This window comes from Agrobacterium sp. LAD9 (assembly GCF_003031125.1).
In the GTDB taxonomy this organism is placed as follows: Bacteria; Pseudomonadota; Alphaproteobacteria; order Rhizobiales; family Rhizobiaceae; genus Agrobacterium; species Agrobacterium radiobacter.
This window is the reverse complement of record NZ_PHGS01000009.1, coordinates 173,361-199,548: the sequence shown is the minus strand read 5'-3', so window position 1 is coordinate 199,548 and position 26,188 is coordinate 173,361. Positions and strand designations below refer to the sequence as shown.

Genomic DNA, 26,188 nt, shown 5'->3' with positions numbered 1-26,188 from the left:
AGGGCATGGACAGTTCATCATCAGGCGTCAGCTACAAGAAGGCTGATGCATCCTATTTCGAAAAACGCGGACTATCCCGTTATGCGGGCGTGTGGTCGCTGTGGTCACTCGGCGTCGGCGCGGTCATATCCGGGCATTTTTCCGGATGGAATTTCGGCTTTTCCACCGGCGGCTGGGGCGGCATGCTGGTGGCGGGCATCATCATCGCCATCATGTATCTCGGGCTGACATTTTCGATCGCGGAAATGAGCCCGGCCTTGCCGCATACGGGTGCGGCCTATTCCTTTGCCCGCACGGCCATGGGTCCATGGGGCGGGTTCATCACCGGACTTTGCGAGAATGTCGAATATGTGCTGACGCCGGCGGTCGTCGTCACCTTCATCACGGCCTATGTGAACTCCATTCTCGGCCTTGATCCGGCCTATTCACCCTTCGTGTGGATAGCGTTCTATCTGATCTTTCTTGCGCTCAATGTCTTCGGACTTGAGCTTTCCTTCAAGGTCACACTTGTTATCACACTGATTTCGCTCGCCGTTCTGGTGTTCTTCTGGATCAGCGCCATTCCCAATATCGATTTTTCGCGTTTCGCGCTCAATATCGGTGTCGGACCTGATGGCAAGGCGGTGGAGCTGCCGGAAGGTGGCGGTTCCTTCTTCCCCTTCGGTTTCTCGGGCGTTCTCGCCACGCTGCCTTTCGCGGTCTGGCTGTTCCTCGCCATCGAGCAGCTGCCGCTGGCGGCTGAAGAATCAGTCGATCCCAAACGAGACATGCCCAAGGGCATCATTCTCGGCATGGTGACGCTGATGGTCTCGGCCTTCATGATCGTGCTGCTCAACCCATCCCTGCCGGGCGTTGGCGCCTTCCATCTCAGCTCCTCGCTCGAGCCGCTGCTTGATGGCTTCAAGGCGATCTACGGCGATGGCGGCGTGGTGGTGCTGGGTCTTGTTGCCTTGACCGGCCTGATCGCCAGCTTCCATACGATCCTTTATGCGCAGGGCCGGCAGATCTATTCGCTGTCGCGTGCGGGTTATTTCCCGACCGTGCTGTCGATCACCCACTCGAAATACCGCACACCCTATGTCGCCAATATCTCCGGCGCGATTGTCGGCCTCGCTGTCATGCTTGTCATCTGGTTCTCGCTGGGTGCGGAACAGGGCGGCAGCATCATCGGCAGCGTGCTTTTGAACATGGCAGTGTTCGGCGCCATGTTCTCCTACATCATGCAGGCGATTTCCTTCATTCTGCTGCGGAAGAACCTGCCGCATATCGAGCGGCCGTTCCGCTCGCCCTTCGGCATTCCGGGCGCGGTGCTGACTGTTATCATCGCCATCGTCACGCTGCTTTACCAGATCCAAGATCCAAACTTCACCAAGGGCGTGCTCTGGGTCGCCGTCTGGTTTGCCGTGGCGATCGCCTATTTTGCCTTTGTCGGACGCCATCGCCTCATCCTGTCGCCGGAAGAGGAATTCGCGATGGAGCACAAGCAGGCTGCGGTTACCGCAGCGGCTGCAAAGGCCTGATGCACAAACAAACGGGCGGCCGCATCCCGGCCGCCCGATCGCCACAATAAAAGGGAACGGACAAAAATGACGAGCTACACATTCGACGCGCTTAAAATGGATGTCGCCGAGGGGCGCATCGACACGGTTCTGGCCTGCCTTGTCGACATGCAGGGGCGTCTGATGGGCAAGCGGTTCCAGGCGGAATTCTTCGTCGAAAGCGCCTTTGAGGAAACCCATAGCTGCAACTATGTGCTTGCCACCGACATGGAGATGGAAACCGTTCCCGGTTACAAATCCTCAAGCTGGGAAAAGGGATATGGCGACTATGTGCTGAAGCCAGACCTTTCGACGCTGCGGCGCGTGCCCTGGCTGGAAGGCACGGCGCTGGTGCTGTGCGACGTGCTTGACCATCACACCCATGAAGAAGTGCCGCATTCGCCGCGCGCGCTCCTGAAAAAACAGGTGGCGCGGCTGGAGGCGATGGGGCTGAAGGCCTACATGGCGACGGAGCTGGAGTTTTTCCTGTTCGACCAGACCTTCGACGCGGCACGCGCCAGCGGTTACAAGGGCCTGAACCTCGCCAGCGGCTATAACGAGGATTACCATATCTTCCAGACGACCAAGGAAGAGGATGTCATGCGGGCGCTGCGCAAGGGCCTGCAGGGTGCTGGAATTCCGGTCGAGAACTCCAAGGGCGAGGCGTCTCCCGGTCAGGCGGAAATCAATGTGCGTTATGCCGAGGCGCTGACCATGGCCGACCGTCACGCCATCATCAAGAACGCCACCAAGGAGATTGCCTGGTCGAAGGGCAAGGCGGTGACGTTCCTTGCCAAGTGGAATTACAATGCCGCCGGCAGTTCTTCCCATATTCATCAGTCGCTGTGGAGCCTGGACGGCAAGCCGGCTTTCCTCGACAAGGACGGCGAACACGGCATGTCGGATGTGATGCGGCACTATGTTGCCGGGCTTCTGGCGCATGCCAGCGACATCACCTATTTCCTGGCGCCCTACATCAATTCCTACAAGCGGTTCATGGCCGGCACTTTTGCACCGACCAAGGCGATCTGGAGCCTCGACAACCGCACGGCGGGATATCGCCTTTGCGGCGCGGAAACGAAAGGCATCCGTATCGAGTGCCGCGTCGGCGGGTCGGATCTCAATCCCTATCTCGCCATGGCCGCTCTTCTCGCGGCGGGCATTGACGGCATCGAAAATAAACTCGAACTTGAGCCCGCTTTTGTCGGTGACGCCTATGGCGGGAAGGACGTGCGCGAGATACCCAAGACGTTGCGTGACGCGACCGCCTTTCTGGACGGATCGAAAATGCTGCGCCAGGCCTTTGGCGACGACGTGGTCGATCACTACGTGCATGCCGCAAGGTGGGAGCAGGAAGAATACGACCGCCGCGTGACCGACTGGGAAGTGGCGCGCGGTTTCGAGAGAGCCTAATCATTACGGGAAAACATCATGACCATGATCCAGAATATCTCGCCCATCGACGGCTCGGTTTATGCCGAGCGGGAGGCGATGTCGCTGGAAGCGGCGCGCGCCGCCGTTTCGAAAGCGCGCAAGGCGCAAAAGGACTGGGCGCGACGTCCGCTTGAGGACCGCGTTCAGCTGGTTCTGAAAGGTGTGGCGCGCCTTAACGAAATGGTGGCCGAAGTGGTGCCGGAACTGGCGCATATGATGGGCCGTCCGGTTCGTTATGGCGGCGAGTTCAAGGGTTTCAACGAGCGCTCCAACTATGTCGCTTCCATCGCGGCCGATGCGCTGGCACCGCTCGTCATCGAGGAGAGCGGCAATTTCGAACGCCGCATCGAGCGTGAGGCGCATGGCGTGGTCTTCGTCATTGCCCCGTGGAACTACCCCTATATGACGGCGATCAACACCGTCGCCCCCGCCCTGATGGCCGGCAATACGGTAGTTATCAAGCACGCTGCGCAGACGCTTCTGGTCGGCGAGCGCATGGTTAGGGCTTTCGTTGAGGCCGGCGTGCCGGAAGATGTCTTCATCAACGTCTTCCTCGACCATGCCACGACCTCGGCGCTGATTTCCGAAGGCCTGTTCAATTTTGTCAACTTCACCGGTTCGGTGGAAGGCGGACGGGCTATCGAGCGCGCCGCAGCCGGCACCTTCACCGGTCTCGGTCTTGAACTCGGTGGCAAGGACCCCGGCTATGTGATGGAGGATGCCGATCTCGACGCTGCCGTCGATACGCTGATGGATGGTGCCACCTATAATTCCGGGCAATGCTGCTGTGGTATTGAGCGCATCTACGTCAACGAAAACCTCTATGATGCATTCGTCGAGAAGTCCGTCGCCTGGGTCTCCAACTACAAGCTCGGCAATCCGCTGGAACAGGAAACGACGCTCGGGCCGATGGCCAACAAGCGTTTCGCCAAGGTGGTGCGCGCGCAGATCGCCGATGCCGTTTCAAAGGGTGCCAAGGCGCTGGTCGATCCGAAGCTGTTCCCCGCCGATGACGGCGAGGGGGCCTATGTCGCGCCGCAAATCCTCGTCAATGTCGATCATTCCATGGAGTTCATGACCGAAGAAACCTTCGGCCCTGCTCTTGGCATCATGAAGGTCAAGAATGACGATGAAGCCATCGCGCTGATGAATGACAGCAAATACGGCCTCACCGCCTCGCTCTGGACACAGGATGCAGCGCGCGCTGGGCGTATCGGCCGCGAGATCGAAACCGGAACCGTGTTCATGAACCGCGCCGATTATCTCGATCCCGCCCTTTGCTGGACTGGCGTGAAGGAAACGGGCCGCGGCGGCTCGCTCTCCATTTTTGGTTTCCAGAACCTGACCCGACCGAAATCCTACCATCTGAAGAAAGTCACGAAATGAATATCGTCGCCAACTGGAGCTATCCCACCGCCGTCAAGCTTGGCCGTGGCCGGATCAAGGAACTGGCGGAAGCCTGCAAGACGCTCGGCATCAAAAAGCCGCTTCTCGTGACCGATCGCGGCCTTGCCAATATGGCGATCACCGCGCATGCGCTGGATGTGCTGGAAGAGGCCGGGCTTGGCCGGGCGATCTTCGCCGATGTCGATCCGAACCCCAACGAGATCAACATGGAAGCCGGCGTCAAAGCCTATCGCGATAGCGGCCATGACGGCGTCGTCGCCTTCGGCGGCGGTTCCGGCCTCGATCTCGGCAAGACCATCGCCTTCATGGCCGGGCAGACGCGTCCGGTCTGGGATTTCGAGGATATTGGCGACTGGTGGACACGGGCGGATGCCGCCAAGATCGCGCCCATCGTCGCCGTTCCGACGACGGCTGGCACCGGCTCAGAAGTCGGCCGCGCCAGCGTCATTACCAATTCGCAAACCCATGTGAAAAAGATCATCTTTCATCCGAAGCTGCTGCCCGGCGTCGTCATCTGCGATCCGGAGCTAACCGTCGGCATGCCGAAGGTCATCACGGCGGGTACTGGCATGGATGCCTTTGCCCATTGCCTCGAAGCCTATTCGTCGCCGTTCTTCCATCCGATGAGTGCCGGTGTGGCACTTGAGGGTCTGCGCCTCGTCAAGGAATTCCTGCCGCGCGCCTATAAGGACGGCACGGACATCGAAGCGCGCACCAATATGATGGCGGCGGCGGCGATGGGGGCGGTTGCCTTCCAGAAGGGTCTCGGCGCCATTCACTCGCTCTCGCATCCGATCGGCGCGGTCTACAATACCCATCACGGCATGACCAATGCCGTCGTGATGCCTGCGGTGCTGCGCTTTAACCGCCCGGCCATCGAAGACAAGATCGCCCGCGCGGCCGCCTATCTCGGCATATCAGGTGGTTTCGATGGTTTCTATGATTATGTGCTGGAGCTTCGTAAAGAACTCGGTGTGCCGGAAAACCTGACCGCCATGGGCATCAAGCCTGATCGCATCGATGAGCTGGCGGCGGAAGCGATCAAGGATCCGAGCTGCGGCGGCAATCCGGTGCCGATGACGCTTGAGAATACCAGGGCGCTTTTCGAAGCCTGCTTTTAAGGGATATCTGCGGTGAAGAAGAAGGCGTCAGTATCTGCGCCATTGCTTGCAATGGTGCTTCTCGGCTTGCCTGCTACGGCGCATGCCGCGTCCTTTCACGAACTTTCTGCCCAAGGTTACAAGGCTTCGACGCTTGCGAGCAACAAGGCTGGAGTTTTGGGTTGGACATTGTCGAAAGGAAATAGCCGTTATTTTTGCCGCGGCGAGCTGGGTGTGGCCTATTCCGGTAAAAACGGAATGGTCAGCTTCAGCAGCAGCGGTCGTATGATAACGCTCGATCGGAAAGCATTTGAAAAATACATGGGTGGTCGTGATGCAAACTTACCGCGATACGAAGATCTGAAGGCGGGGCGTCCCCGTCCGGATGATGTCGGACCCTGCCAGAAACTGTCGTGAAGAATTGGGCGGTCCAAGTGCCTTTGCCAGCTCGCTGAAACTTCTTTCTTAAAAACGAGAAAGCCCGCGCCGTTTTATGGCGCGGGCTTTTTGCTGTATCGCATAACCGTTCTTAGCCTTTTCTTAACCATCTTCGTTAAGGTTATGGAAAGCACCATGAATTGCTTCGGTGCGTGAATGAGCATGAAACGGCTCTGACCAACAGGGGGTATCATGTCAGTCATCACTTTCGCCAACACCAAGGGCGGTGCGGGAAAAACCACCGCCGTACTGCTTCTGGCAACCGAACTTGCCCGCAGCGGCCACCGTGTGACGGTGCTGGATGCCGATCCGCAATTGTGGATTTCCCGCTGGCACGAATTATCAGGCGACATCGAAAATCTCTCGGTGATTTCGCATGTGACGATGGCCTCGCTCGAGGGCCATATTCGCGAAAACAAGGCCAACACCGACTGTTTCATCATCGACCTGCCGGGAGCGAAAACCCCGCTTCTGACCATGGCGCTCGGTATTTCCGACCATGTGCTGATCCCCGTACAGGGCTCAGCCATGGATGCGCGCGGCGCCGCCGAAGTTCTCGATCATATCGAATTCCTGAACCGCAAGATGGGCAAGGCGATCGCCCATTCCATCGTGCTGACGCGGGTCAATGCCATGGTGGCGACACGCTCCCTGCTGCTCGTCAAGATGCTGCTCGCGGAAAAGAACGTATCGGTTCTGAATACGCCGATTGTCGAGAGAGCGGCCTATCGCGATATTTTCGACTACGGCGGCACGCTTCTCTGTCTCGACAAGGACAAGGTCAGCAATATCGACAAGGCCGTGGAGAATGCGAAAGCCTTCGCGACTGAGGTCGTCGACCTTCTGCCGCAACGGCTTCTGCGGCTCGGCACGCAACCTGCGCGCCTTTTCACCCGCAAGGCCGCCTGAGAGCTGCCCCCAGGGCAGGGCGGCTCCATCCGCCTGCTTAAGGCCAGAGGACTTTTCTGCTCGTTAAGGCGCATAGCCGCGCAGCTTGTTGTAACGTGCGATCTGTTCCTTGGTCAGCAGCTTCACCGTTTCGAGATGAGCGGCAAGCTGGATGTATCTCAGCCTGGCGTGGCTTTCTTCAATACGGTCGAGCTGCGCGCGCAGTTGATCCGCATCGTTTGCGCCGTTACCGGGCGCAGGTGGAAAATTATCCGCTTGATTTGGAAATGATCGTTTCCTATATTGCGGCCATGACCAATATCGCCCAACCCAATTCCCAGGAACAGCGCCATCGCGGCAGGCCACGCGAGTTCGATCTCGATCATGCGCTTGATGGCGCGATCCGTGTCTTTTCCAGACGCGGTTACCACGCCACCTCCGTTGGCGATCTCACCGATGCGATGGAACTGGCGCAGGGCAGTCTTTACAAGGCCTTCAAGGACAAGAAGGCCGTGTTCATCGCCACGATGGAGCGCTACAGGATCGTACAGACCGAGCGTTTCGAGGCAGCGGTGGCCGGTTTCGATACCGGTTACGAACGCCTTAGGGCAGGCCTGATGTTCTATGCGGAACGGTCGCATGGCGGTGTCGGTTCTGATGGGTGTCTGGTGGTTGGTGCTGCTGCCGATCTGGCGGCCCTGGACGACGACATTGCAGTCGTGGTCGAGCGGGCAGTGAAGGCGAGAGAGCGCATTGTCGCCCGTCTCGTTGCCGACGGGCAGAAGGATGGTTCCGTGCGTTCAAAGGCTGATCCCGATGATCTCGCCCGGGCGATGTTGTGCATGATGTACGGCATGCGCGTGGTGGGAAAGACGGGGCGCAGCCTCAAAGACATGGTGGCAGTGGTGGATATCGCCATGAAGCTTGCCGAGTGATTTTTGTGATTATTTAGGAAACGATTGTTTCCATATTGGAGAAAATGATGACGACGCGTGTAATTGAAGGGGATGATGTTGAGGCAACATCCATTTCCCCGGCTTTGACTTTCCTCTTGGCGACAGCCTGCGGACTGATTGCCGCCAACCTTTATTATGGCCAGCCGCTTGCCGGCATTATCGGGGCGGAACTTGGTCTTTCCGCCGGCGCTACCGGCCTTATCGTAACCCTGACACAGATCGGTTACGGTATCGGTCTGCTGTTTGTCGTGCCGCTTGGCGATCTCGTTGAAAACCGCAAGCTGGTCGTCAGTTCCGTCGCGATGGCGGTGCTTTCCCTTGTGGGAGCGGCATTCGCGCCGCATGCGGCCCCGTTTCTGATTGCGGCCTTTCTCGTCGGCGTCAGTTCGGTCGCGGTACAGGTCATCGTTCCCTATGCCGCCCATATGGCGCCGCACGCCATTCGCGGCAGGGTCGTCGGCAATGTCATGAGCGGGCTGATGGCCGGCATCATGCTGGCGCGGCCGGTATCCAGCCTCCTGTCGGAAGTGGTGTCATGGCGCGGTGTTTTTCTGACGTCTGCGGCAGTCATGGCGCTTCTTGCCGTGGTGCTTTTCCGGCTTCTGCCCACCCGCATGCCCGATGCGCGGCTGAGCTATGGGGCCTTGATGGCCTCGATGGGCCGGCTGGCGCTTCACACGCCGATCCTGCGGCGGCGGGCGATCTATCATGCCTTCCTGTTTGCGGCTTTCAGCCTGTTCTGGACCACGACGCCGCTTTATCTGAGCGGACCGCATTTCAATCTGAGTCAGGGTGAGATCGCGCTCTTTGCACTGGCCGGTGCGGCCGGCACCGTGGCCGCCCCGATTGCCGGGCGGATGGCCGATCGCGGCTGGACGCGTGCGGCCACCTTCTTTGCACTGGTGGCGGTGGCGCTCTCCTTCGCCGTCACGCATCTGGCGCCTGAAGGCTCACATCTGGCGCTCGCCATTCTGGTCGTCGCGGCCATCGTTCTGGATTTCGGCGTCACCACCAATCTGGTGCTCGGCCAGCGGGCGATCTTTACGCTCGGAGCGGAATTCCGCAGCCGCCTGAACGGCATCTACATGGCGACATTCTTCATGGGTGGTGCGATCGGTTCCGCCGTGGGCGGCTGGGCCTATGCTGTCGGCGAATGGCAGGCCGCCTCGTGGATCGGCTTCGCCTTGCCGGTGGCGGCCCTTCTATATTTCCTGACGGAAAAGCGCGACTGAAACTCCATCAACGAAAAAAGCCCGGCGGACCAAACCGCCGGGCTTTTTCTTTTTTGTTCCAGTCAATCTATTCCGCGAATTCGACCACCACGCCGGGACGGACCATTTTCGCCAGTTCGGTCGCATCCCAGTTGGTCAGGCGGATACAGCCGTGGCTGTTGGTCTTGCCGATTTTGGACGGTTCCGGCGTGCCGTGAATGCCGTAGGTCGGCTTCGACAGGGCAATCCAGACCGTGCCGACCGGGCCGTTCGGACCCGGCGGGATCTGCAGGATCTTGTCGTTCTGGCCCTGCTTGAAGTTGATTTTCGGATTGTAGGTGTAGCCCGGATTGAGCGCGATGCGCTCCACCGTATGCGTGCCGCTCGGCGACGGCGTATCCGTGGAGCCGATGGTGGCGGGATAGGCGGCGATCAGATTGCCGTCCTGACCATAAGCGAAGACCTGTTTGATGCCCTTGTGCGCAACGATACGGGCGACCTGCCCCTTCTTCGTCTCACCCGGATTGACCACCTTGATGATGGTGCCGGGCACGGAGAAATCGATGCCGGGGTTCAGTTCCTTCAGGTAGTTCTCATCCATGTGGAAGCGTTCGGCCAGCGCCTCGGACGTGGAGGTGAAGGAGAGGGCCGGCAATTGTGATTTTGCGGCATAGTCGTCCGGAATGGAGGCGACATAGGGACCGGCGGCGTCGGCGGCGGTAATCGTATAATCCACGATCGGCATGCCGCCGGAGGCGCGCAGCCGCTCCAGAATATCATCGGAGTTGTTCGGATCGAGCTTTTCGCCGGTCATGTCCTGCCAGGCGGCAATCGCCTTGTTGACGTTGTCGCCCATCTTGCCGTCGATGACGCCGGGCGAGATGCCCTCGCGATCGAGGAAGGTCTGCAGCGCGACGATTTCCTGACGCGAGCGGTTGACAGGTGTGGTCACCGGCGTATGCCGCTCAATCAGGTGATCCGGCTGCGGAACGGCGGCCGTGGTGCTCTCGCCGGGCATCGGTTGACCGAGTGGGCCGCTTTCAACCGCGCCGGGCGCGGGAACGGAACCGGTATAGAAATTGTCGTCGGAGCCGTCGCCGCGATATTCGCGGTAATCGCGCACGCTGCCATTGTCCTGATAGCCATAGTCGCGCTGCGGCTCGCGATACTGGCCGCCGGGGGCGGGCGGATAATAGGTGGTGTCGCGCTGGCGTGACTGCTGACGCTGCTGATAACCGGAGGGCATTTCGGTGGCCAGGAGATTGCCGTACTGGTCGTAAAACACCGTGCGACCCATCGCATCACGGCTGATGACGATATCACCGCGCTCCGGCATGAAGTCGAGCACACGACCGTCCGGAGTGACCAGCATTGTCTGCTGTTGGTCGCCATAACGCTGCTGCGCACCAGCCTGCAGCGGGGCGAAAACCGCCACCAGCGCGACCGTCAGACCCAAAGCTGCGTTAAGAAACTGTTTCACGATTCTGCTATCCCTTGCTTGTTCACCGATAAACACACCGCAATCTTGACCCTATTGTGAAAAAGGTGAATTCGCGGTTAATGCAATCTTAATTTCCGTCACGGTTAGTAGCGTTTCCGTGAACCATGCGTTTTTAGTGCCACAGGGAGGTTATCTTGCGTTCGTTTCAGGCTGGCAGATCGCCACGCATTTTCCTCGATGAAACCTCCGTTTTCGATATCGGCGCCTGCGTCGTCGATGGCATTGACATCGCGCCCGGCCGCGCCATTCCCGATGATGGCGATGCGCGTATCGACCATTCGCTGGAAGGCTTTCTGTTCACCTGCGGTCCCGACCATATCCGCCATCCCGAACCGATCGACGGCGACGGTGAGGGGCGTCGATATCCGCTGCATGGCTCCTTCTCCTCGCATCCCGCGACGATCATCGTCTTCGATGTTCAGGAGTCCAATGCGCTGGCGCGCGTCGAGGTTCCCGTGAAGCTTGCCGATGGCGGCACAGCGCTGCTGGAACGGACATGGAGCATCGATGGCGAAAGCGGCGAAGTCAGCCTTGATGACAGGATCGTCAATACGTCCGAGCGGCCGATCCCGGTGTTCCTGATGTATCACATGAATGTCGGCGCCCGCCTGTTTGACGATGCCGTGCGGCTCGAAGGCGCGATGCTGGAGGGCGGCGGCCATGGCTGGCGTTTTGGCGAGGAGCCGGGCAATGTTTTCTGTGTCTCTGCTGGAAAAGATGAATGGGCGGAATTGAAGCTTGGCCCGATTGCGGCCATCAGCGGGAAGACGCTGACCGTGCGTTTTCGCACGGAGACGCTGCCCTATCTGCAGATGTGGCGCAACCAGCAGGAGTCCGCCAATGTGCTCGGCATCGAGCCGGTTTCGCATCGCTGGGTGGGGCGTAGCCAGCTTGAGGCGGCGGGCGAGTTCAATATTCTTCAGCCGGGCGAAAGCCGTTCCTTCGGCCTGCGCTTTTCCATCCTCTGAGCTGTACCGAATGAAGGCCACGCATCATTGACGCATGGGGTTTGACCGCTTACATCGGATGCGGATTTAAGGATGACAGCCAGCGGCGCGGACACCGGTTTCAGCGGAGGTATGACATGGATATCAGGCGCATAGACGACGAATATTCGGTAACGGGACAGATCAGCGTTGCTGATCTGGACGAGATCAAGGCGCTCGGCTTCAAGTCGATCGTCTGCCACCGCCCTGACGGCGAAGAAGAGGGCCAGCCGCTTTTTGCCGATATTGCCGAGCGTGCCGAGCAGCTTGGCCTCACCATCATGCATGTGCCGGTTGGACGTTACGGCGTCGACGCCGATGCCGTTACGGGCATGGTGGATGCGCTGGACGAATTGCAGCGCCCGATGCTTGGTTATTGCCGCTCCGGCGCGCGCTCGACGGCGATCTACGAAAAGACCCATCACCTGCGCGGCTGATTTTCCGCGCATCCCGATTTTTAATGCCAATCAACAGGAGTTTTCCATGACCATCAAGCGTATCGAGCCGGGCAAGCGCATGAGCGGCGCCGTCGTTCACGGCAACACCGTTTACCTGGCCGGCCAGGTTGGCGAAGGCACTGGTGTGACCGAGCAGAGCAAGTCGGCTCTCGCTGAAGTCGATCGCCTGCTGGCCGCTGCCGGTTCCGACAAGTCGAAGATCCTGCAGACCATCATCTACCTCTCCGACATGTCCACCTTCGGCGAAATGAACGCTGTCTGGGAAGGCTGGATCGACCCGGCAAACCCGCCGGCCCGCGCCACCAGCGAAGCAGCGCTTGCGACGCCGGACTACAAGGTTGAATTCATCGTGACCGCTGCTCTCTGAGCAACGGTTTGATTTCTGAGAAAAGGCCGGGTTGCGGATTGCAGCCCGGCCTTTTTTGATGGGATGGGGTCAAAAAACTCTCCCTGTCATGCCGGGCTTGACCCGGCATCCAGCCACGCCGCGCCTGCGCCGTAAAAAGAGTCTTTTGCGATCAAAGACTTGATCGCGCTGGACCCCGGATCCAGTCCGGGGTGACGGGGCGACATGGCCACAAAATGCCAAGTAGAAGCAATTTTCATGGTTTTTGAATCGCTTGCGCCTGTCACCTCACCGGCTAAGCAAGCGCCTTCTCAAATTGCTTCAACGTCGTCACCCGCTCAGCAAACCACAGCCGCGCCAGATCGCTGGCCGAGGCGAGATCGATTCCATCCGGGTCGATGGAGGTGATCGTCCAGCGGCCTGATTTTGCGCCGGCCAGAACGGTAAGCCGGGATGCTTCGCCCTTGATGGCGTTGAGGCGGGTCGCTTCGCTTTCCGCCGCCGCCATCAACTCTTCCGCGCCTGATAGATCGGTGCGCAGATCGGCCGGGGTGATGTTGCTGGCATTGCGGGCCGGGCCGCCATTGATCTGCACGCCCTCTGTCCGCAGCCGGTAAAGCCGCGTATCGGGCAGGGAGAGATAGAGCTTGGCCTTGGGATAACGGGCAATGTAGCGCCCGATGGCGAGTGGAACTTCATCCGGGCCGATTTGTTCCGCCTTGCCCACCAGTGTCAGCCTTGGCAGCGTCAACGCATCGCCCTTGCCAAACGGCGCGAGTGTCAGCGAGATGCGCGGGTCGGCCTCCATGTTGCGGGCGTGCAGCGTCAGCCCGGCCGCGAAGAAGAACGGCGCGCCATCCGGCTCGATGCCGATATTGGTCGCGGTCGTATAGGGATAACCGCTGACGGGATCGAGAGTGGCGAGCGCTGCCGTGCGGGATGTGTGCAGCACGTCGCGGGCTACGCGCACCGCCTCGAAAGGCGCGCCGGCCGAGGGTTCGATCTTCGCGCCGCGTGGAGTGATGACGGGAGGGGCTGCGTCCGGCATGTCGTATCCTAAGCTGTGAGTCTCAGTCAGGATTTACACCATGCCGGAGCCGTGTCTATCACCAATATCGGAGGGCAATGTCAGGTTCGGGTCCTGATCTGCGTCAGGGTACGTGTCGGCGTGATCGCTTCCGCATCCAGCTTTACTTCGATGATGGCCGGCTTGCCGCTTGCACGGGCCCGTTCGAAGGCGGCGGCGAAGTCTTCGGTCTTTTCCACCGTTTCGCCGTGGCCGCCATAGGCCTTGGCAAAGGCGTTGAAATCCGGATTGACGAGATCGGTGCCGCTGACACGGCCGGGATATTCCCGCTCCTGATGCATGCGGATGGTGCCATAGGTGCCGTTATTGACCAGCACGGTGATGATCGGCAGCCCGTAACGCACGGCGGTGATGAATTCCTGTCCGTGCATCATGAAACAGCCGTCACCTGCAAAGCAGATCACCTCACGCTCCGGGAAAAGGTGCTTCGCGGCAACCGCCGCCGGCAGGCCGTAACCCATCGAGCCTGATGTTGGCGCCGATTGCGTGTTGTAGCGACGGAAACGATGGAAGCGATGCACCCAGGTCGCATAGTTGCCCGCGCCATTGGTGAAGATCGCATCCTCGGGCACATTGGCCTCGATCCAGTCCATGATCGGACCCATCTGCAGCGCGCCGGGGCCGGTCTGCGGTGGGGCGGACCAATTCAGATAGGCCGCATGCATGGCGGCGGTGCGATCCGCCCATGCGGCATTTGCAGAAAGCGTGAGCAAGGAGAGGGCGCTAACGAAATCATCCGGCGCGGCGCAGATTGCCAGATCCGGTCGATAGACGCGGCCAAGTTCCTCCGCTTCCGGATAGATATGGACGAGTTTCTGCGACGGGTAGGGGATGTCGAGCAAGGTATAGCCGGAAGACGGCATTTCGGAGAGGCGGCCGCCGAGGAGAACCACGAGGTCGGATCCCTTGATCTCCTTGGCCAGCGCCGGGTTGATGCCGATGCCGACATCGCCCGCATAGGAGGGGCTCAGATGATCGAACAGCATCTGGCGGCGGAAGGAACAGCCGACGGGCAGTTTGTGCTTTTCCGCAAAAGCCTTGAAGCCTGCGACGCTTTCCTCGGACCAGCGCGTACCGCCGATGATGAAGACCGGGCGCTTTGCCTCATCAAGCATTTTTGCGAAGGCGGCCATCTGCGACGGGCCGGGATGTGCCTCGACGGGTGTGTAGGGCTTCGCCTTGGGCGCTTCGACCTCTTCCACCAGCATGTCTTCGGGCAGCGTCAGCACCACCGGGCCGGGGCGGCCGGAGGTTGCGACGGCAAAGGCGCGGGTGACGAATTCGGGAATGCGGCGGGCGTCGTCGATCTCGCCCACCCATTTGGCGAATTCGGTGAAGGCGCGGCGATATTCCACTTCCTGAAAGGCCTCGCGCTCACGCGCTTCGCGCTGCACCTGGCCGATGAAGAGGATCATCGGAATGGAATCCTGCCTTGCGATATGCAGGCCGGCCGAGGCGTTGGTTGCGCCCGGACCGCGGGTCACCATGCAGATGCCGGGTTCGCCCGTCAGCCGGCCCCAGGTGTCGGCCATCATGGCGGCGCCGCCTTCCTGGCGGCAGACCACGGTTTCGATGCCGCTTTCATAAAGCGCATCCAGCACGGCGAGATAGCTTTCGCCCGGAACGCAGGAAACGCGGGAGACGCCATTGGCCTTCAGCGCTTCGACGATCAATTGCCCGCCTGTTCTTTTCATTCCGGCTGCAGTCATGGCGTCGTGGTCCTTTCGATGTTTTCCAGTTCGGCCAGCACCTGCGCCTGATGTTCGCCGAGCTTCGGGCTCGGGCGTTCATAGCGCAGCGGCGTTTGCGACATGATAATCGGTGTGCGGACACCGGGGATGACGGTGCCGTCTTCGGCCTCCAGATCGATGCGAAGGCCACGTGCCTGAACCTGTGGATCGGCGAACATTTCCTCGATGGAGTTGATCGGCCCGGCCGGGACGGCGTTCTTTTCGCAGGCGGTCAGAAGATCGCGCTTCTGCCATTTCAAGGTTTCCGTCGACACGATCTGCCGCACCTCGACCTTATGGGCCACGCGGGCCTTGTTCGTCGCGTAACGCTCGTCATCGGCAATCGCACCGATGCCGAGAATATTGCAGAGGCGGCGGAACTGGCCGTCATTGCCGACCGCAAGGATGAGGAAGCCATCGGCCGTCGGCACCACCTCATAGGGGGAAATATTCGGGTGGGCGTTGCCGAGTCGGACGGGAGGCTTGCCGGAAATCAGGTAATTCATGTTCTGGTTGGCCAGCACGGCCGATTGCACGTCGAGAAGCGCCATGTCGATGTGCTGGCCTTCGCCTGATCGAATGGCGTGGATCAGGGCTGCCTGAATGGCTGACACGGAATAGATGCCGGTAAAGATATCGGCAACCGCAACACCCGCCTTCATCGGCTGGCCATCCGCTTCGCCCGTGATCGACATGAAGCCGGACATGCCCTGCACGATATAGTCGTATCCGGCGAGATCGGCGTAAGGCCCGGTCTGGCCGAAGCCGGTGATGGAGCAATAGATCAGCTTCGGATTGAGCGCCCGCAGGCTCTCGTAATCGAGGCCATATTTGGCAAGCCCGCCGCGCTTGAAATTCTCGATGACGACATCGGCGGTGCGCACCAGCCGGCGCACCAGCTCGCAACCCTCGGGCGTCTTCAGATCGGCAACGATGGAGCGTTTGCCGCGATTGGTGGCGTGATAGTAGGCGGCGGAGAGGTTTTCTCCATCGGCATCTTCGACGAAGGGCGGGCCCCATGCGCGGGTATCGTCGCCGCCCTCGGGGTTTTCCACCTTGATGACGTCGGCGCCCATATCGGCCAGCATCTGCCCTGCCCAGGGACCGGCCAGAACACGCGCCAGCTCGATGACGCGAATGCCTGATAGCGGCGGTTTCCTGTTCGGCATGTCGGTCATCTGTCCCCCGGTATTTGTGTCTGCCGGTTTATAGACCGCTGCTTGCCGCGTCGCATGTGATTTTATCTCATGGACTTATTCCGTTTCGGCAAAGGCCGCCTCAATCGCCGACGACGCGCCCGCACCAGGCGGCGAAATCCGCCGCCACGGCCTGCCAGCCGATCTCGTTCAAGGTCTCGTGCCGCATGCCCTTGTAGATCGTGTGCTCGACATGGCTGAAACCGGCCTCCCGGAAACGCTCCGCCAGCCAGACGATCTCTTGGCCGTCATTGGTGGCGGCGTCCTGATCGCCGCTGACAAGCAGAAGCGGCAAGGCTTTTGGCAGGCGCTCGATGAGTTTCGGTGCGCGATAGGACATTTGGAAAACATCCTGCCACAGGGAAACACTGGCCTCGAACTGGCAGAGCGGGTCTTCCACATAGGCGTCCACCGCCGCCCTGTCGTGGCTCAGCCAGTCGGCATGGGTGCGCCTTTCCGGCATTCGGGCATTCCATGCGCGGAAGGTTGCCTTCGGCAGAATGGCGCTCGGCACGTCAGAGCCTTTCAGCATTTTTTCCAGCCGCAGCAGAACCTGTGCGACACGGCCCATGAGGCCGGGATTGAGATTGGAATTCCAGATCGACAGGCCGTCGAAGGCATCCGGATGGCTGACGGCGGTGTTAAGCGCCACGAGGCCACCCATGGAATGGCCGAACAGGATCACCGGCAGGCCGGGGTGCCTTTCGCCGACCATCCGGCGCATCGCCATGACATCGGCAATGACCTTTTCCGCGCCGTCCTTCCAGCCAAAACGGCCGAGAGGCGCATCTGCCGCTCTCGTGCGGCCATGGCCGCGATGGTCGTGGGCATAGACTTCGAAACCCTGCTTCGACATCACATCCGCGAACCGGCGATAGCGGCCTGCATGGTCAACCAGCCCGTGGCAGATCATCAGCACGCCGCGCGCCGGGGAAAGGGCGGAGGGCTGGTGGCGAAAGGCGATGGATGCGCCGGAGGGGGCTTCCAGTCTCTCAATACGGCTGAAGGCCAAGTCGTCGGTCGTTTCATTCATGATCGCGCCTGTCCTGCCATAACATCCCTTGTCATAATCATGGGGTCATAATCGTGCCAGAGGTTGCCCCAAGGTCCTATTTACCCTACATAGCGGCAAATTTCCCGATACGTACTCTTAAAAATCCGATGTGGAGCATTCGCTACAATGGCACGTCAATTCATCTATCACATGGCCGGGCTGAACAAGGCCTATGGCGCGAAGAAGGTTCTGGAGAACGTTCATCTCTCCTTCTACCCAGACGCCAAGATCGGTATCCTCGGCCCGAACGGCGCCGGTAAGTCGACTGTTTTGAAGATCATGGCCGGTCTCGACAAGGAATATACCGGCGAGGCATGGCTGGCCGAAGGCGCGACGCTTGGTTATCTCGAGCAGGAGCCGAAGCTCGACGAAAACAAGACCGTGATGGAAAACGTCATGGAAGGCGTGGCGAGCAAGACGGCAATCGTCGACCGCTACAACGAATTGATGATGAACTATTCCGACGAAACGGCGGATGAGGGCGCGAAGCTCCAGGACATCATCGACAGCCAGAACCTGTGGGACCTCGAAAACCAGGTCGAAATGGCGATGGACGCCCTGCGTTGCCCGCCCGGTGACTCAGCCGTAACAGGCCTTTCCGGTGGTGAACGCCGCCGCGTGGCGCTGTGCCGCCTGCTGCTGTCGCAGCCGGACCTGCTGCTGCTCGACGAACCGACCAACCACCTTGATGCGGAAACCATTGCGTGGCTTGAAAAGCACCTGCGCGACTATCCCGGCGCCGTGATGATGATCACCCACGACCGCTACTTCCTCGACAACGTCACGGGCTGGATTCTCGAGCTCGACCGTGGCCGCGGCATTCCCTATGAAGGCAACTACTCCGCTTACCTGCAGGCGAAAGCCAAGCGCATGCAGCAGGAAGCCCGCGAAGATGCATCGCGCCAGAAGGCCATCAGCCGCGAAAGCGAGTGGATCGCCTCCAGCCCCAAGGCACGCCAGACGAAATCCAAGGCCCGTATCAAGGCCTATGACGAACTGGTGGAAGCAGCTGAAAACCGCCGTCCCGGCGACGCGCAGATCGTTATTCCGGTTGCCGAGCGTCTTGGCCGCGTTGTCATCGAGGCCGAGAACCTCACCAAGTCCTATGGCGACCGCGTGCTGATCGAAAACCTTTCCTTCAAGCTGCCGCCCGGCGGCATCGTCGGCGTCATCGGTCCGAACGGTGCGGGTAAGTCCACGCTGTTCAAGATGATCACCGGTCAGGAACAGCCGGATAGCGGTTCGGTAACTGTCGGCGAGACGGTTCAGCTCGGTTATGTCGACCAGAGCCGCGATACGCTGGCGGGTGACAAGACCGTCTGGGAGGAAATCTCCGGCGGCAACGACATCATCAAGCTCGGCAAGTTCGAAGTGAACTCGCGCGCCTATTGCGGCGCCTTCAACTTCAAGGGCGGCGATCAGCAGCAGAAGGTCGGTAACCTCTCGGGTGGTCAGCGTAACCGCGTGCACCTCGCCAAGATGCTGAAGGCCGGCGGCAACGTGCTGCTGCTCGACGAACCGACCAACGACCTTGATACGGAAACGCTGGCAGCGCTCGAAGAAGCGCTGGAAGCCTTCGCCGGCTGCGCCGTTATCATCAGCCACGACCGCATGTTCCTCGACCGCCTGGCCACCCACATCCTCGCTTTCGAGGGTGACAGCCATGTGGAATGGTTCGAAGGCAACTTCGAAGACTACGAAAAGGACAAGGTCCGCCGCCTCGGCCCGGAAAGCATCAAGCCCGGCCGCGTGAGCTACAAGCGCCTGACACGCTGATCCTTTCATCATCTCTTCAAGAAAGGCCCGCCGTAAAGCGGGCCTTTTTCCGTGCAATAAGTGGACATGATCGTCTCGCACGACACTTTACGCTTGCATCGAACGCCACATCGACATAAAGATATCTTTATATCTTGATTAGCTTGCGAGGCACGGCAGAGTGACGTTCGGTCTGGACAAATTGGTGGATCTGTTGAAAGCGGCGGGTGAGACGACACGCTTTCGCTTGCTTGCGCTTCTGGCGGCAGGCGATCTGACGGTTACCGATCTTACCGAAATCCTCGGCCAGTCGCAGCCGCGTATCTCCCGTCACCTCAAGCTTTTGACGGAAGAGGGGCTTATCGAGCGTTATCAGGAAGGCGCATGGGCCTATTTCCGTTTGCGGCAGGATGGCGAACCTGCGGGCGTCGTTCGGCAGCTGCTTGGCGCCGCGTCGCCGTCGGATGCCGTTCTCCAGCGTGACAGTGAACGGCTTGCCACTGTCAAGCGGGTGCGGGCGGAGCGGGCGCAGGATTATTTCAGCCGCAATGCTTCCGCCTGGGACGAGCTGCGTCGCCTGCATGTCAGTGACGAGGCCGTGGAAGGCGCGCTCCTGAAGCTGGTGGGCACCACGCCTGTCGATTCGCTTCTCGATCTGGGCACCGGTACCGGCCGTATCCTGCAGCTTCTGAGCGGCATCTATCGCCGCGCGATCGGCGTCGATGCCAGTCGTGACATGTTGTCGGTGGCGCGTGCCAATCTCGACAAGGCGGGCGTGGTCAATGCCTCGGTCCGTCATGGCGATATTCTCAATCTGCCGCTGGAGGGACAGGATTTCGATCTGATCGTTATCCATCAGGTCCTGCATTTCCTCGACCAGCCGGAAATCGCGCTTTCGGAAGCCGCGCGCATGCTGCGTCCCGGTGGGCGGCTGATCGTCATCGACCTTGCGCCGCATTCCTTCGAATATCTGCGCGATGAACATGCGCATGTGCGGCTCGGTTTCTCGCATCCGCTGATGGAAGAATGGCTGAAAAAGGCCGGACTTGCTCCGGACCGTGCCGTCGATCTTCATTCTGAAAAAGCGTCCGACGAAGCTCTGGACGTGACGATCTGGGTTGCCCGAGACCAGCGGCTGCTGATGGCAGACGATGTGGTGCAAGAGGCCGTTTTACTTGCTGCCGGGAGGGCATGATATGTTGAGGTCGGAAACCGCACGCCGTGATGGCGATATCCGGTTGTCTTTCGAATTTTTCCCGCCCAAGAATGCCGAGATGGAAACCCAGCTCTGGGAAACGGTTGCCGAGCTGAAGAAGTGGGATCCGGATTTCGTGTCCGTCACCTATGGCGCCGGTGGATCCACCAAAGCGCCGACGCTGGATGCGGTGCGCCGCATGATCGGTGACAGCCATCTGTCGACCGCAGCACATCTGACCTGCGTGGATGCCAGCCGTGAGGACGTGCATCAGGTCATAGAAGAGTTCCGTAACGCCGGCGTTCGCCATTTCGTGGCGCTGCGTGGCGATCCCTCCACCGGCATCGGCACGGCTTACCAGCCGCATCCGGAAGGTTACGAGAACGCGGCGGCTCTGGTGAAGGGACTGCGCGAGATCGGCGATTTCGAGATTTCCGTTTCGGCCTATCCGGAAAAACATCCCGAGAGCGCGAGCGATGCCGTTGATATCGATATGCTGAAGCGCAAGGCGGATAATGGCGCGACGCGTGCGCTGACGCAGTTCTTCTTCGATAACGACGTGTTCGAGCGCTATATGGAGCGGGTGACGGCGGCGGGGATCACCATACCGGTGGTTCCGGGCATCATGCCGATCCAGAACCTCACCCAGCTCAAGCGTTTCGCAGGCCGTTGCGGCACCAGCGTTCCCGGTTTCCTGGATGAGCGTTTTGAAGGCTATGACGACGATCTGGAAGGTCGTGCCCGCGTGGCTGCAGAGGTTGCCGCCGAACAGATCGCCGATCTTCAGCGCCGTGGCGTCAATGAGTTCCACCTCTACACCATGAACCGCGCCCCGCTGGTCGACGCGGTGCTTGAAAATCTCGGGCTGGAGCGTCTGCGCCGCAGCGCCGCCTGATTTAAAGCAGCAGATTACCGACATGAAAAAAGCGCAGGTCCCTCGGGGCCTGCGCTTTTTAAACTCGTGTCATCTACGGTTCTTATCTGCGTTTGGTCTTCACGTCGCGTCAGATGAAAAGCATCATCGCTACGAACAAAAACGCCAAACCGACTGCCAAGGCATTGAGAGATTTTGTAAGTCCCATGGGTGCCTCCTCTTGTTGACAGGTTCGATAATATGACCGTTTTGTGGCAGTTGAAAAGCGGTTTTTGTGATGCAGTGCAGCACGTCGCCAGGCGATATAAAAAAGGAATTTATGTAATTAATTGAAAATAAAAGATTATTTTCTTATCATGCAGTGCTTCATATGTTTAAAAAAAGTAAATGACCGGGGTGTTATCCCCAGTCATCAGGTCGAGATTAACACTTTATGCCTTGATTCCGGCCGATAGATTAAAGGCCGGAAGGCGCCGTTAAGATTGCTTAAAGCGCCTGCAGAAGTGCGGTAGACGGCCAGCCATCGGCGGGCAGTCCGAGACGCTGCTGCTCCTTCTGGATGGCGACGCGGGTGCCGGAACCGAGAATGCCATCCACCTTGCCGACATTGTGTCCGCGCGCTTCGAGCTTGGTCTGAAGCTCCTTCATCGTCGCGTCATCGAAACCGGGCTCCGGATTGCCCTTGTTGTAAACGGGGGAGCCCATCAGGCGGGTGGCGAAATACGCGGCCGAGGTCGTGTAGATGAACGACTGGTTCCATTCCAGATAGATGTTGAAGTTCGGATAGGTGATGAAGGTCGGTCCCTTGCGCCCCTGCGGCATGATGAGGGCCGCGGGCAGGGTGGCGAAGTTCTTGTTGCCGTCGCGCGGGGTCACGCCCAGCGCGAACCAGTCACCGGCGGTCAGCGGGCCGCCAAGGCCGGACTTTTCCCAGGGCAGGTTTTCCGGCAGCGACACTTCCTGGATCCAGGGTTCGCCCTTCTTGAAACCGAGATGCTGGATGAATTTCGCAGCCGTCAGGATCGCATCCGGGGCGCTGCTCTTGACGTTGATGTGGCCGTCGCCATCACCATCAACGCCGAAGGCGATGATGTCCTTGGGCAGCATCTGCACCTGGCCGATTTCACCGGCCCATGCACCGGTGTTGGCAGCGGGATCGAGATCGCCATGCTGGACCATTTCGATCAATGCCAGCAGCTGCGGGCGGAAGAGTTCCGGGCGGCGGCAATCATGCGAAAGGGTCACCAGCGCGTTACGGGTGTTGAAATCACCCTGAACGGCGCCAAAATCCGTCTCCATGGCCCAGAAGGCGGCGATGACGCCGGCCGGTACACCATATTCACCTTCGGCGCGGGCGAAGGTGGAGGAGAGTTCCTGCAGCTTCTTGCGGCCGATATCCAGACGGGCCTGGCTGACGGTGCGCTGGGAGAATTCTAGGAAGGTCTGGCGGAAGACGCCCTGGGCGCGGTCACGCGAGAGCACTTTCGGATCGATCTGCGCGCCCGCAAGCGCCTTCTGAATAGCATCGGCCGGAATGCCCTTGGCGAGCGCATCGGCTTTCACGCCTTCAAGGAATGCGCCGAGATCGCCGCCGCAGGCAACCTGCTTGGGATCCTCAGGCGAGGCAACGGGCGGGGTGGCAAAGGCGGAGGCGGTGGAAAGAAGCGACAAAGCGGCGGCAAAAACGATGCTGCGCGACCGGAACGTGGGCATGGGAATTTCCTCGATAGGTTGTTAGCCCGCTTTACCCATATGTTTGCGACAAAAAAACGGACCGTGCGATCTGACGTTGCAGAACAACGCCGATTTTTCGAAAGTGTTGCTTCTTGGCCGTCTTATTTGGCCGAAGCAATCCATTTCCGCCAGTTTTTCTCCGTACCGGCAAAGACATTGATGTCGGTTGGACCGTTTACGCCGGGCACGACGCCGGTTGCCGTATATTGCCAGAAGGCCCATTTGCGATCTTCGTAGATCTTGGCCGGATGGGCGGCAACGGAACGCACCCAGAAATGGTAATCCTTGAACTGACCGACGAGGTTGTCGCGGTGGAAATCAACAGAGGTATAGATGATCGGGCGCTTGCCATAATGGGCCTCGATACGATCAAGGAAACGCTGCATCTCGACGCGAACGACGCCGGGCGCCGGGCGCGTCTTGCAGGTGGGCGAAGAGGGGTTCCACTCCACGTCGAGAACCGGCGGCAGGGTGACGGCATCCTTTGGCACGTTGCGAATGAACCAGTCCGCCTGGGCATCCGCTGTCGAGCAGAAATAATAGAAATGATAGGGCGCGTGCAGAATATCCGCGGCTGCCGCGCTGCGCCAATGGTCGCCGAACTTCGGATCGATGCGGTCCGATCCCTCTGTCGCCTTGATGAAGACGAAGGAAACACCTGACTTGCGGACGGTCTGCCAGTCGACATCACCATTCCATTTGGACACGTCGATGCCGTGCACCTCATGACGGTGCGGGTTGTTCATGCCGAAATCCTGCGGATCGGTATCGGAAAATTTCGGTTTGGAAACGGATGCGGTTTCCAGCAGGTCATAGCTGGTGGAGGTGCAGCCGCCGATCAACAGCAAAGCCGACAATAGTGCCGATAAACGCAGCCGCATTGGAATCCTGATGAAAATGTTGCCCATCCCACGGCCGCAAAATGGCGCGCCGTATCTCCCGATTTACGCATAACATGGTAAACAAACTGATATGGCAAGGGGCAACGTGCTTTTTGCACCCCGCAAGTCGCTGGATTCGAAGCGGTTTGCGGTTTTAACGCCGAAATCTGGCCCGGCAGGAGCCTTGAGGTCGACCCCCCTTTGGCCCCCAAAGATTCGCACCGCCCCCGGGAATCAGGCGTCGGCCAATATGCGGTGGATTTTCGGCTGCTGCGCTTCAACGACCGGAAGTGTGATGACAGCCCGCCACGCATAGCCCCGGGCGATTTCCTCGAATTCGAGATTACCGTCAAAACGGCCGGCCATATTGGCCAGAACATAGCGGAGATTGGCGCGGGGCGTAACGTGAAAGCGGGTGAGCCAGGCTTGCAGAAGCGTGCGGAACCACTTCGGCAATTGTTCTTGCTGGCCGAAATCGACAATATGCAGCGAACCGCCCGGTTTTACTGCCGTGAGCGCCTGTTCGATCGCCTTTTCCCAGTCCGGTATCATCGACAGCGCATAGGGGATCATGACGCGGTCGAAGCCCTCGGACTGGCCGAATTCCGAAGCACGGAAGGCGGTGGCATCGGCCACGCGCAGAATGGGGCGTTCCGCCTTGCCGGCGAAATTCTCGGATGCGGTCAGCAGCATTTCGGCGGAAATGTCGAGGCCAAACAGTTTCGCGTCCGGAAACTTGCGGCTGGCCAGCAGCAGGTTGCGACCGGTGCCGCAGCCCACTTCCAGCAACGTGCCGCCCTTCGGCACGTTGAGGCCGGAAATGGTCCTGTCGCGGCCGAGAAGGTAATATTTGCGGGTGATATCGTAGATATGCCGCTGGTGGCGATACATGCGGTCCATCAGGCTCGCATGCGCGCTGTCTGCAAGTCCCACATTCTCGCCGATGGTTTTCATGCCATAGCCCTCTCGTAAATATGGAAGCCGCCGTAGATGGCCGAGCGGTCCATGGCGTTGAGCTCGTTGGAGCGCTCTTCGAGATAGACCCACTGGTTGCGGATATCAGGGGAAAGCCGACCTTCGATGACGCTCTTTTCGGCGGCGGTGCGAAAGATGATGCGTGCGCCCGAGGCGGCGGTGCGGCTGATCTGCGACCACAATTCGTTGAGCTGCACGTCCGTCATCCAGTCCTGTGCGTCGAGGAGGATGTAGCGGTCGACGGCGCTTGCCGGCTTGCGCGAGAGAAGCTCGGTATAGGTGGCGTGGTGCACTGCGACGCGCGCCGTGTTGTTGCGGATCGTCTCATAATATTCCGGCTTGAGATAGGCAGGCAGTGCGCCCTCATGCGGCTCGGGGTAACGGCGCGCGAAGGCCTGCCAGGCAAAATAATTGTCGCTGAGCGGGAAGTTGCAGGCGAGCTTTTCGAGCCGCTCCTTCAGCACGGAGGCAACCGTGCCGTCGTCGGAAAGGCTTGCCAGCTCGTCATATTGTCGGGGCGGAATGCCGAGGCCGAAAAGCGAGCTTTTGCGCTTCGTCAGCCAGCGCACCACCGGCTTGTCGAATAGCGGTGCGACCTTGCTGTCGAAAAACTGGCGCTGTTCGTCCAGCGTCCGGGTCTTGGCCATTTCGGTGAGTTTCACGCCATGCAGCCGGGCCATGAGATGGCCGGCGCCGATGAAGCGGCCGAGCAGGCCGGTACGGTAGATATTCCTGTCGAACACCGAGATGCGGCGGCGGCCGGAAAGGGTGCGCTTCGACCAGTAAGCCTTGGTCGTGGCGTCGAGATGCTCGGCGATGAAGCGGTCATAACCGTGGCTGTTGCTGCGGGTGTTGGCGCGGCCGAAATGGCGCACCACATCCTGATGGGCCGGCAGATGGCGAAACGCCGCAAGCTTCAGCTTGTTCAGCGCAATGTGATGCGGGTTGAGATCAACCACATCGATGCTGGCAGGGTTGCGGGAGAGATAGGCCAGCATGTTGCAGCCGCCTGAGCCGATGGTGACGATGCGGTGGCCTTCGCCAAGCTCCATCGCTTCCATGTCGATCTCAGGGTCTTCCCAGATCTGTGGATAGACGAGGCCGGAAAAGAGGACGCCGAAGAAGCGCTCGGACAATCCGCTTTTTGAGAGCGCCTTGTGCTGGAGCAATGCGGACTTCAGTTTTGTGTTCTTGCTGAAGCCGGTCTTGGGTGCCGCACTCGTCATATGTTCACCTCTCAGTCGATTGAGAGGCGTCTACAGCCGTGACACTACAATTTGATGACAGGGGCTGTGGGCAAAGACGGGGAATAAAGGAGACGGCGGAAAACCAGCCCGTATCTCGGATTGTCGATAAGCTTCCATTGGATACGGCGTCATCCTCGGGCTGGTCCCGAGGATGACGAAAAAAAACGTCGCGGCGTTTATTTGGAAAGGCTGCTTAG

23 protein-coding genes are annotated in these 26,188 nt (G+C 59.8%); 14 read left to right on the top strand and 9 right to left on the bottom strand.

The features are described 5' to 3' along the window. Nucleotides 1-5 precede the first annotated feature (5 nt). The 8 genes from DA915_RS10675 (at nucleotide 6) to DA915_RS10635 (ending at nucleotide 8,993) form a co-directional block, all read left to right on the top strand. Entirely contained in the window at nucleotides 6-1,520 is a 1,515-nt protein-coding gene (locus DA915_RS10675) for an amino acid permease (protein ID WP_004430663.1), read from the top strand. Nucleotides 1,521-1,586: 66 nt separating this feature from the next. Then, a complete protein-coding gene (locus tag DA915_RS10670) occupies nucleotides 1,587-2,951 on the top strand; it encodes a glutamine synthetase family protein (protein ID WP_107675797.1) in 1,365 nt (454 codons plus the stop codon). Between the two features lie 18 nt (nucleotides 2,952-2,969). Then, nucleotides 2,970-4,358 carry an aldehyde dehydrogenase family protein gene (locus tag DA915_RS10665; protein WP_107675796.1) on the top strand — a complete coding sequence of 463 codons (1,389 nt, stop codon included), beginning with the start codon at nucleotides 2,970-2,972 and terminating at the stop codon, nucleotides 4,356-4,358. Then, entirely contained in the window at nucleotides 4,355-5,500 is a 1,146-nt protein-coding gene (locus DA915_RS10660; protein WP_107675795.1) for an iron-containing alcohol dehydrogenase, read from the top strand. The genes DA915_RS10665 and DA915_RS10660 overlap by 4 nt, the downstream gene beginning before the upstream one ends. Nucleotides 5,501-5,512: 12 nt before the next feature. Next, nucleotides 5,513-5,896 (top strand): hypothetical protein, encoded by a 384-nt coding sequence (locus DA915_RS10655; RefSeq protein ID WP_107675794.1) that lies wholly within the window; start codon nucleotides 5,513-5,515, stop codon nucleotides 5,894-5,896. Nucleotides 5,897-6,109: 213 nt separating this feature from the next. After that, complete coding sequence (locus DA915_RS10650) at nucleotides 6,110-6,826, top strand: ParA family protein (RefSeq protein ID WP_107675793.1); 717 nt, start codon at nucleotides 6,110-6,112, stop codon at nucleotides 6,824-6,826. A 266-nt stretch (nucleotides 6,827-7,092) separates the two neighbouring features. Beyond that, a complete protein-coding gene (locus tag DA915_RS10640; RefSeq protein ID WP_107675791.1) occupies nucleotides 7,093-7,740 on the top strand; it encodes a TetR/AcrR family transcriptional regulator in 648 nt (215 codons plus the stop codon). Between the two features lie 47 nt (nucleotides 7,741-7,787). Then, nucleotides 7,788-8,993 carry an MFS transporter gene (locus tag DA915_RS10635; RefSeq protein WP_004430678.1) on the top strand — a complete coding sequence of 402 codons (1,206 nt, stop codon included), beginning with the start codon at nucleotides 7,788-7,790 and terminating at the stop codon, nucleotides 8,991-8,993. 67 nt (nucleotides 8,994-9,060) lie between these two features. On the opposite strand, the gene DA915_RS10630 is transcribed toward DA915_RS10635, so the two are convergent. Then, entirely contained in the window at nucleotides 9,061-10,452 is a 1,392-nt protein-coding gene (locus DA915_RS10630; RefSeq protein ID WP_107675790.1) for a L,D-transpeptidase family protein, read from the bottom strand. A 155-nt stretch (nucleotides 10,453-10,607) separates the two neighbouring features. On the opposite strand from DA915_RS10630, the gene DA915_RS10625 reads away from it, so the two are divergent. From DA915_RS10625 to DA915_RS10615, 3 genes are all read left to right on the top strand, one after another. Next, nucleotides 10,608-11,441 (top strand): aldose 1-epimerase family protein, encoded by an 834-nt coding sequence (locus DA915_RS10625; RefSeq protein ID WP_107675789.1) that lies wholly within the window; start codon nucleotides 10,608-10,610, stop codon nucleotides 11,439-11,441. Between the two features lie 116 nt (nucleotides 11,442-11,557). Beyond that, the gene (locus DA915_RS10620; protein WP_004430682.1) at nucleotides 11,558-11,896 is read left to right on the top strand and encodes a TIGR01244 family sulfur transferase; all 339 of its coding nucleotides are present in this window, start codon (nucleotides 11,558-11,560) and stop codon (nucleotides 11,894-11,896) included. Nucleotides 11,897-11,942: 46 nt separating this feature from the next. Next, on the top strand, nucleotides 11,943-12,284 hold the full coding sequence (locus tag DA915_RS10615) for a RidA family protein (RefSeq protein ID WP_006310481.1): 342 nt from the start codon (nucleotides 11,943-11,945) through the stop codon (nucleotides 12,282-12,284). A gap of 274 nt (nucleotides 12,285-12,558) precedes the next feature. Here DA915_RS10615 and DA915_RS10610 read toward each other — a convergent pair whose 3' ends face one another. The 4 genes from DA915_RS10610 to DA915_RS10595 all read right to left on the bottom strand — a co-directional run bounded on the left by DA915_RS10610 (nucleotide 12,559) and on the right by DA915_RS10595 (nucleotide 17,309). Next, a complete protein-coding gene (locus DA915_RS10610) occupies nucleotides 12,559-13,311 on the bottom strand; it encodes a HugZ family protein (RefSeq protein WP_107675788.1) in 753 nt (250 codons plus the stop codon). A gap of 80 nt (nucleotides 13,312-13,391) precedes the next feature. Further along, nucleotides 13,392-15,059, bottom strand: a complete 1,668-nt coding sequence (locus tag DA915_RS10605; RefSeq protein ID WP_192886461.1) for a thiamine pyrophosphate-binding protein — start codon at nucleotides 15,057-15,059, stop codon at nucleotides 13,392-13,394. Then, nucleotides 15,056-16,258: a CaiB/BaiF CoA-transferase family protein gene (locus DA915_RS10600; RefSeq protein WP_004430689.1), complete on the bottom strand. Its 1,203-nt coding sequence runs from the start codon at nucleotides 16,256-16,258 to the stop codon at nucleotides 15,056-15,058. The genes DA915_RS10605 and DA915_RS10600 overlap by 4 nt, the downstream gene beginning before the upstream one ends. A 100-nt stretch (nucleotides 16,259-16,358) precedes the next feature. Beyond that, the gene (locus DA915_RS10595; RefSeq protein WP_192886460.1) at nucleotides 16,359-17,309 is read right to left on the bottom strand and encodes an alpha/beta fold hydrolase; all 951 of its coding nucleotides are present in this window, start codon (nucleotides 17,307-17,309) and stop codon (nucleotides 16,359-16,361) included. Between the two features lie 147 nt (nucleotides 17,310-17,456). Here DA915_RS10595 and ettA point away from each other — a divergent pair, with 147 nt between their 5' ends. From ettA to metF, 3 genes are all read left to right on the top strand, one after another. After that, entirely contained in the window at nucleotides 17,457-19,106 is a 1,650-nt protein-coding gene (gene ettA / locus DA915_RS10590) for an energy-dependent translational throttle protein EttA (protein WP_004430692.1), read from the top strand. 160 nt (nucleotides 19,107-19,266) lie between these two features. Then, entirely contained in the window at nucleotides 19,267-20,280 is a 1,014-nt protein-coding gene (locus DA915_RS10585; protein WP_004430694.1) for a metalloregulator ArsR/SmtB family transcription factor, read from the top strand. Nucleotide 20,281: 1 nt separating this feature from the next. After that, nucleotides 20,282-21,175, top strand: coding sequence for a methylenetetrahydrofolate reductase [NAD(P)H] (metF, locus tag DA915_RS10580; RefSeq protein ID WP_004430696.1), 894 nt, complete (start codon nucleotides 20,282-20,284; stop codon nucleotides 21,173-21,175). Between the two features lie 465 nt (nucleotides 21,176-21,640). Here the strand turns inward: metF and DA915_RS10575 are convergent, their stop codons facing one another. The 4 genes from DA915_RS10575 to DA915_RS10560 all read right to left on the bottom strand — a co-directional run bounded on the left by DA915_RS10575 (nucleotide 21,641) and on the right by DA915_RS10560 (nucleotide 25,970). Then, nucleotides 21,641-22,867, bottom strand: a complete 1,227-nt coding sequence (locus DA915_RS10575) for a lytic murein transglycosylase (protein WP_004430698.1) — start codon at nucleotides 22,865-22,867, stop codon at nucleotides 21,641-21,643. A 122-nt stretch (nucleotides 22,868-22,989) separates the two neighbouring features. Next, nucleotides 22,990-23,769, bottom strand: a complete 780-nt coding sequence (locus DA915_RS10570) for a GH25 family lysozyme (protein WP_107675920.1) — start codon at nucleotides 23,767-23,769, stop codon at nucleotides 22,990-22,992. Between the two features lie 234 nt (nucleotides 23,770-24,003). Next, entirely contained in the window at nucleotides 24,004-24,723 is a 720-nt protein-coding gene (locus DA915_RS10565; protein ID WP_162687099.1) for a class I SAM-dependent methyltransferase, read from the bottom strand. Then, nucleotides 24,720-25,970: a DUF3419 family protein gene (locus DA915_RS10560; protein WP_060725106.1), complete on the bottom strand. Its 1,251-nt coding sequence runs from the start codon at nucleotides 25,968-25,970 to the stop codon at nucleotides 24,720-24,722. The genes DA915_RS10565 and DA915_RS10560 overlap by 4 nt, the downstream gene beginning before the upstream one ends. Nucleotides 25,971-26,188: the final 218 nt, after the last annotated feature.